We start from the raw sequence: 7126 nt of genomic DNA on the forward strand, positions 1-7126 counted from the left end.
GACAGGACACTAGGCGCGACCACCGACGGCCGACGCGGTGTCGACGTCCGCGGTGAGGTTGTGGAGGGGACGCAGCCAGTCCAGGAGCGGCCCGGTCATGATCGTCGTGAGCAGGGCCATGACCACCATCATCGAATAGGTCCGGTGGTCCAGGATGCCCAGTTGCACGCCGGTGGTGAGCACGATCAGCTCGGTGAGGCCGCGGGTGTTCATCAGCGCCCCCAGCGCGGCGGACTGGCGGCCGCTGATGCCCAGGAGGCGTGCGGTGGCGAGGGTTCCGGCGAACTTGCCGCCGACCGCGACCGCCATGATCAGCAGGAGGGTCGCGACGCCGCTGATGCCCAGGTGCGACAGGTCGACGGCCAGGCCGGCGATGATGAAGAAGGCGGGCATCAGCAGCATGACGCTGATCTGCTCGATGGCCGCGCGGATGGGGGCGGTGTGTTCCCGCGGCACGATCGTGCCGATCAGGAACGCGCCGAAGATGAAGTTGAGGCCCGTCCATTCCAGGAAGGCGGCCGAGCCGAGGACCGCCGCCATGACGAGGGCCAGGCCCGGCCTCGCCGCCGCGGGTCGTGGCGCGCCGGATGTCGGTACCTCGGGTGTCGGGGCGTCGGGTGTCGCCGGGGTGCGCGGCGTCCGGCGTCCTACCAGGAACGCCACGGCGACGAACGGCGGCACCAGCGCGATCTTCCACGGTGCCGTGCCGTGCGGCGTGGCGATGGCGATCGACACCGCCAGCAGGGTCCACGCCACGAGGTCGCAGATGGCCGCGCCGGCCAGGGCGACGCCGCCCAGCGCGGTGCGGATGATGCCGCGGTCGGCGAGGATGCGGGCCAGGACCGGGAAGGCCGTGATCGACATCGCGGTGGCCAGGAAGAGCACGAATCCGGCCCGGTGCTCCGGCGGCTGGCTGCGGGACATCCAGAGCGCGAGCGGTATGGCCAGGGCGAAGGGGACGACCATCGCCCCCGCCGCGATGCCGGCGGCGGTGGTACGCATGCCGCGCAGCAGCGAGTGGTCGAGTTCGAGCCCGATGATGAACATGAACAGGGCGATGCCCAGGTCGGCCAGCGCGCTCAGCGGCGGCCGCAGCGCGGTGGGGAAGAGCCAGCGGTCGAGGGTGGAGCCGAACAGGGTCGGACCGAGCAGGATGCCGACCAGGATCTCGCCGATGACGGCGGGCTGGCGCACGCGGCGGGCCACGGCGCCGGCGGCCCGGGCCAGTACCAGGATGAGGGCGAGGTCGAGGAACAGGAGCGTGATCTGGTGGCTGGTCATGATGAAGTCGTCCTTTCCGGGCATCGCCGGCCCGCGGAGGAGGCAGGGATCGGCGCAGGACGGAAGAAAGGCGGCTCATTGTTGCATCAGGGTTCTGCGAGAGGCGACAGCCGACGTGGTCGGCGGGCGGCCCGGTGGCGGGATTCGCGATAAGAAATTCCCCAGGCAGACGCCGAGGTCGGGGGGAATGCGCACGTCCGCGGACCGGTCGCGGAAAACGACCGACTGATCGATTCGGCGGAACGCCGGCCCCGGCGTGTCCGGGATTCCCAGCACTGCGCGGGCGGTGGTAAGACATTACACTGATAAAACCGGCGGGGTATCCCAGCGGTCGGCCGGGTCGTCGGGGAACCGCCCGCCGACGCGGAAGGGGATCGCAGAGCCATGAGGATCCTGGTGGTCGAAGACCACCGCGAGCTTGCCGAGACCGTGGCGGCCGGCCTGCGCCGGGAAGGGCTGGCCGTCGACGTGGCCCTGGACGGTCCCAGCGCCCTGGAGATCGCCGCGAGCGCCCGGTACGACGTCATCGTGCTCGATCGCAACCTGCCGGGCCTGCACGGGGACGACGTGTGCCGGGCCCTGGTGGCGCAGGGGCATCCGGCCCGGGTGCTGATGCTGACCGCCGCCGCGACGGTCGAGGACCGGGTCGACGGGCTGGCCTGCGGTGCGGACGACTACCTGCCCAAGCCCTTCGCGTTCGCCGAGCTGGTGGCCCGCATCCGGGCGCTGCTGCGGCGCAACCAGCCCGCGCTGCCGCCGACGCTGGCGCACGGGAACCTCACCCTGGATCCCGGGCGGCAGGTCGTGTTCCGGGCCGGGCAGCGGCTGCCGCTGAGCCCCAAGGAGCTCGCGGTGCTCGAACTGCTGCTGTCGGCGCAGGGCCGGGCCGTGTCCGGGGAGGAACTGCTGGAACGCGCCTGGGACGCGGCGGCCGACCCGTTCACGAACACGGTCAAGGTCACCATCAGCCGGCTGCGCCGCAAGCTCGGCGATCCACCGCTCATCGAGACGGTTCCCCAGGCGGGCTATCGGCTGGTCGGGGAATGACCGGCTTCCGCGGGCGGCCGCGGTGGACGCTCCAGCTGCGGCTGGCGCTGCTCTACGGCTCGCTGTTCGTGGTGAGCGGCACGCTGCTGCTCTTCATCCTCTACCTGGTGGCGCGGCCGTTGAACCTGCTCACCGTCGCGCCGCCCGCGCCGTCGGTTCCGTCCGCGTTGCCGCTGGGCATGCCGACCATGCCGTCGGGCGTTCCCGGGTCGCTGCCACTGCCGACGCCACTGCTGGTGCCGACGTCGGTACCGGCGCCCGGCCCGATCGGCGTGGCGTCCCGGCAGTCGGTGGACATGCGGAAGCTGCTGGTGGCCTCGGGCGCGGTGCTGGCCGGCATGACGGTCATCTCCGTCGGCCTGGGCTGGCTGATGGCCCGGCGGGCACTGCGTCCGCTGCGGACGATGGCGCTGACCGCGCGGGCGATCTCGGAACGCAGCCTGCATCGACGGCTCGCCGTGCAGGGCCCGCAGGACGAGATCAAAGGCCTGGCCGACACCTTCGACGGACTGCTCGAACGGCTGGAGGACGCCTTCCAGGCCCAGCGCCGGTTCGTGGCCAACGCCTCGCACGAGCTGCGCACCCCGCTGACCCTCAGCCGCAGCCTGCTGGAGATCGCGCTGGCCGATCCCGACGCGACCACCCCGGACCTGCGCCGGACCTGTCAGCGCGTGTTGGTGAGCAACCAGCACCTGGAACGGCTCATCGAAGCGCTGCTGACCCTGGCCCGCAGCCAGCGCGGCCTCGACGTCCGCGTCGAGCTGGACCTGGCCGAGGCCGCCGCGCAGTGCGTGGACGCGTTCGAGGACGAGGCCGCCGCCCGGCGCTGCCGGATCGAGGCCTCCTTCGGCGTGGCGCGCACCGAGGGCGACGCGGGGCTGATCGAGCGGCTGATCGGCAACCTGGTCGACAACGCCGTCCGCTACAACGTGCCCGACGGCCGGATCACGGTCTGGACCGGCCTGGACGCCGGCCGGCCGGCGCTGCGGGTGGTGAACAGCGGCCCGGAGATCGCACCCACCCAGATCGACGCGCTCTTCGAGCCCTTCCACCGGCTCGACACCACCCGGGGCCACTCCGAGCAGGACGGCCTGGGCGTGGGCCTGTCCATCGTCGCCGCGATCGCGCTCGCCCACGGCGCCGAACTCCGCGCCGGCCCCGGCCCGGACGGCGGACTCGACGTCCGGATCGGGTTCCGCCCGGTCCCGGCCCGGGCCGCGGCGCGCGCCGGTTCGGAACCTCCGCCGGTGATCGTGGCGGCCGAGTAGCCGAGTAGCCGACTGGCCGGCAGCGCAGTGCGGTGCGGTGCCGTGCCGGCAGTGGCGATGGCAGTGGCGTCGGCAGCGGCGGCAACCGCATCCAGCCCGCGCGAATCAGACCCCTGTCTCGCCGGCGGGACACCGCCGCACCGCCCCCCGAAACAGGTCCGCGCCCGCTGCTGTCTGCGCGAACGATGGAATCCACCGCGCTGAACAGTGTCCGCTGAGGGCCGCGCCGATAGGGCCTTTCATGGCTTTTCGCCGCGGCCGCGAAGTATGGTGCGGCGACAAGTCGGCGGTATAGATCTCAGCTCAACGCTACAGATCCCAGCACGGCGGACAGATCCCAGCACTATGACTTCAATGGCTCAGGTCGCGAGAAGGTGATGTATGGGCACCGAGGAATTCGACGTGGTCGTCGTGGGTGGCGGACCTGGCGGTTCGACCCTGGCCGCGGTGGTGGCGATGCGGGGGCACCGGGTTCTCATCCTGGAAAAAGAATCATTTCCGCGCTATCAGATCGGCGAATCGCTGTTGCCGTCGACGATTCACGGCGTGTGCCGGCTGATCGGCGCGAGCGAGGAGTTGGCGAAAGCCGGATTCACCCTCAAGCGGGGTGGCACGTTCCAGTGGGGGGCCAGTCCGGACCCCTGGACTTTCGCGTTCGCGGTCTCGCCGAAGATGGCGGGTCCGACGTCCTACGCCTACCAGGTCGAGCGGATGAAGTTCGACCAGATCCTGCTCGACAACGCCCGCCGGGCCGGTGCGGTGGTGCGGGAGCAGTCCGCGGTCTCGGCGGTCATCGAGGACGACGAGGCCGTGCGCGGCGTCCGCTACACCGACGCCGACGGTGTCGAGCACGAAGTGCTCGCGAAGTACGTGGTGGACGCCTCGGGCAACACCAGCCGGATCTACCGCGCGGTCGGCGGCACCCGGAACTACTCGGAGTTCTTCCGCAACATCGCCCTGTTCGGGTACTTCGAGGGCGGCAAGCGGATGCCCGAGCCCAACTCGGGCAACATCCTGTGCGTCGCCTTCGACAGCGGGTGGTTCTGGTACATCCCGCTGAGCCCGACGCTCACCAGCGTCGGCGCCGTCGTCCGGCAGGAACTGGCCGCCAAGGTCCAGGGCGACCCGGCCAGCACGCTGGCCGGCCTGATCGGGGAGTGCCCGCTGATCAAGGAGCACCTGGCCGACGCCACGCAGGTCACCACCGGTGAGTACAGCCGGACCCGGGTGCGCAAGGACTACTCGTACCACAACACGGTCTTCTGGCGTCCCGGCATGGTGCTCATCGGCGACGCGGCGTGCTTCGTCGACCCGGTCTTCTCCTCGGGCGTGCACCTGGCCACCTACAGCGGCCTGCTGGCGGCGCGCTCCATCAACAGCGTGCTGTCCGGGACGGTGAAGGAGGAAGCCGCCTTCACCGAGTTCGAGGCGCGGTACCGGCGCGAGTACGGGGTCTTCTACGAGTTCCTGACCTCGTTCTACGACATGCACGTGAGTGAGGACTCGTACTTCTGGCAGGCCCGCAAGATCACCAAGAAGAACCACTCCGAGCTGGAGGCCTTCGTCGAGCTGGTCGGCGGCGTCGCCTCCGGGGAGAGTGCGCTGACCGACGCGGAGGCGGTCGCGGATCGGCTGCGGGCCCGGTCCGCGGAGTTCGCCGGCGCGGTCGAGGAGCTCGCCGGCGAGCCGGACGAGAGCATGGTGCCGCTGTTCAAGTCCTCGGTGGTGCGGCAGGCGATGCAGGAGGGCACACAGGTCCAGAACCAGGTGATCCTCGGAGAGCTGGGCGAGGACGTCCACGAGCTGGACACCCCGCTGTTCCCCGGCGGTCTCGTACCTTCCGCGGACGGCATGTCCTGGGAGTTCCCCGAGCAGGTCTGAGAAACGCGGACCGCGTCGCGCCCGAGCTCGGGCGCGACGCGGTCTGTCTGTGTCGGCTGATTGTGCCGGTCTGTCTCGCTGGTCTTTCTGTGCAGTCGCTGTGCAGGTCGGTCAGCGCCGAGGGGTCTCCCCGTGCGACTGCTCCATCTCGACCGCCTCGTAGAGCGCCTTGATGTTGGAACTGCCGAAGGTGCGCGCCCCCTGCCGTTCGATGATCTCGAAGAACAGGGTGCGCCGCGGGTGCCGGGACCGGGTGAAGACCTGGAACAGCTGGCCGTCGTGGTCCTGGTCGGCCAGCAGGTTGGTGGCCCGCAGGTCGTCCACGGTGTGGCCGAACACCTGCATCCGGTTGCCCAGCAGGTCGTAGTAGGCGCCGGGCGAGGTGAGGAAGGTGACGCCGCGCGCGGTCAGGGCCTTGACCGCGCGGACCGCGTCGGCGGTGGAGAAGGCGAGGTGCTGCACCCCGGCGCCCTGGTGGCCCTTGAGGAAGTCGTCGATCTGCCCGGGGTGCGAGGTCCGCCCCGGCGCCAGGAGCGTCAGCGTCACCGCCCCGCTCCGGCTCTGCACCACCTTCGACTCCATGACCTGGGCGCCGATGACGATGCGCTCCTCGAAGATCTCCCGGAAGCCCAGCGCCCGCTGGTAGTACTCGACCACGGGCTCCAGTTCGTCGGTGTTCAGGCAGACCGCGATGTGGTCGAGTTCCAGGAGCTCGACGTCGGCCGCGTCCGCGTCGGTCTGCGGGGCTGCGGGGGAGAACCCCGGCGGCAGGCCGGGGGCCTGGTCGGGGTCGCGCCGGATCAGGGTGTGGACGACGTCGCCGAAGGCCGGGATGCACGTCGCGTCGTCGGCGGTCGCCGGAATCTGTGCGAACGAGCCAGGCGGGCCGAACGAACCGGGCGGCATGCCCAGGGCGATGTCCGCGATGCCGTCCCCGTGGACCAGGACGTACGCCGACGCCGGATGCTCCGGGGCCAGTCCTTCGGTCAGGACCAGCGTGATGGAGCCGTGCCGCAGGGCGGCACTGCGGAAGCCGAGCTCCGCCGAGCCGCGGGTCCCCACGACGGAGAAGCCGTAGCCCCCCGTCCAGGACTGGACCGCGGCGTCGAGGCTCTCGACGTAGATCTCGATGTACTCGATGGATTCCCGCGCTGCCCTCGACGTTTCTGAGGTATTCACAAAGAGCCCTCCCCGACTGATTGGAAATCGCTTTGATTTCGGGTCGCGAGTGCGAAAGTAAATGATCGGGGCAAGGGTACGGCGAACGCGTCGGCATTGTCACTTGTCGATGCCCGCGAAATGTTGTCTCGGTACCCGGAATTTCCGGTGGGGGTGCGGCCCGCGCGGACCGGGCGGAAGCCGGCCGAGCCCCGGCCGGACCCGGGCTGGACCGGACGGAAAGGATCGACACCCAGCTGCGGCGGGCTGTCTCGCCGGCGGGACAGGGTGCCTGCCGAACGGTTGTGCGTGCCGGCCGAAGCCGGGTGCATTCGCGTTATCGGTGCTCGTCAGCGGTGAGTGAAAACCCTGTGGAGGGCTTTTCGGCTCGATTTCTTGACGGTCCTCGGAATCGGAATCTACTTTGTGCTGACACCGCTGTGGAGATTTCTCGCGGCCGGGCCGTCGGCTGATGTGCCGCGGGCCGGCCG

5 protein-coding genes are annotated in these 7126 nt (G+C 70.4%); 3 read left to right on the plus strand and 2 right to left on the minus strand.

From position 1 onward, the window contains the following. Nucleotides 1-9: 9 nt before the first annotated feature. Nucleotides 10-1281, minus strand: coding sequence for a cation:proton antiporter domain-containing protein (locus GWK61_RS05685; RefSeq protein WP_194905692.1), 1272 nt, complete (start codon nucleotides 1279-1281; stop codon nucleotides 10-12). A 384-nt stretch (nucleotides 1282-1665) separates the two neighbouring features. On the opposite strand from GWK61_RS05685, the gene GWK61_RS05690 reads away from it, so the two are divergent. The 3 genes from GWK61_RS05690 to GWK61_RS05700 all read left to right on the plus strand — a co-directional run bounded on the left by GWK61_RS05690 (nucleotide 1666) and on the right by GWK61_RS05700 (nucleotide 5477). Then, nucleotides 1666-2328: a response regulator transcription factor gene (locus GWK61_RS05690; RefSeq protein ID WP_194905694.1), complete on the plus strand. Its 663-nt coding sequence runs from the start codon at nucleotides 1666-1668 to the stop codon at nucleotides 2326-2328. Further along, on the plus strand, nucleotides 2325-3596 hold the full coding sequence (locus GWK61_RS05695; protein ID WP_194905695.1) for a sensor histidine kinase: 1272 nt from the start codon (nucleotides 2325-2327) through the stop codon (nucleotides 3594-3596). The genes GWK61_RS05690 and GWK61_RS05695 overlap by 4 nt, the downstream gene beginning before the upstream one ends. Nucleotides 3597-3977: 381 nt before the next feature. After that, complete coding sequence (locus tag GWK61_RS05700; RefSeq protein WP_194905697.1) at nucleotides 3978-5477, plus strand: tryptophan 7-halogenase; 1500 nt, start codon at nucleotides 3978-3980, stop codon at nucleotides 5475-5477. A 111-nt stretch (nucleotides 5478-5588) separates the two neighbouring features. On the opposite strand, the gene hppD is transcribed toward GWK61_RS05700, so the two are convergent. Next, complete coding sequence (gene hppD, locus GWK61_RS05705; RefSeq protein WP_194905699.1) at nucleotides 5589-6656, minus strand: 4-hydroxyphenylpyruvate dioxygenase; 1068 nt, start codon at nucleotides 6654-6656, stop codon at nucleotides 5589-5591. Nucleotides 6657-7126 lie beyond the last annotated feature (470 nt).

The organism is Catenulispora rubra, assembly GCF_015356825.1.
Classification (GTDB): domain Bacteria; phylum Actinomycetota; class Actinomycetes; order Streptomycetales; family Catenulisporaceae; genus Catenulispora; species Catenulispora rubra.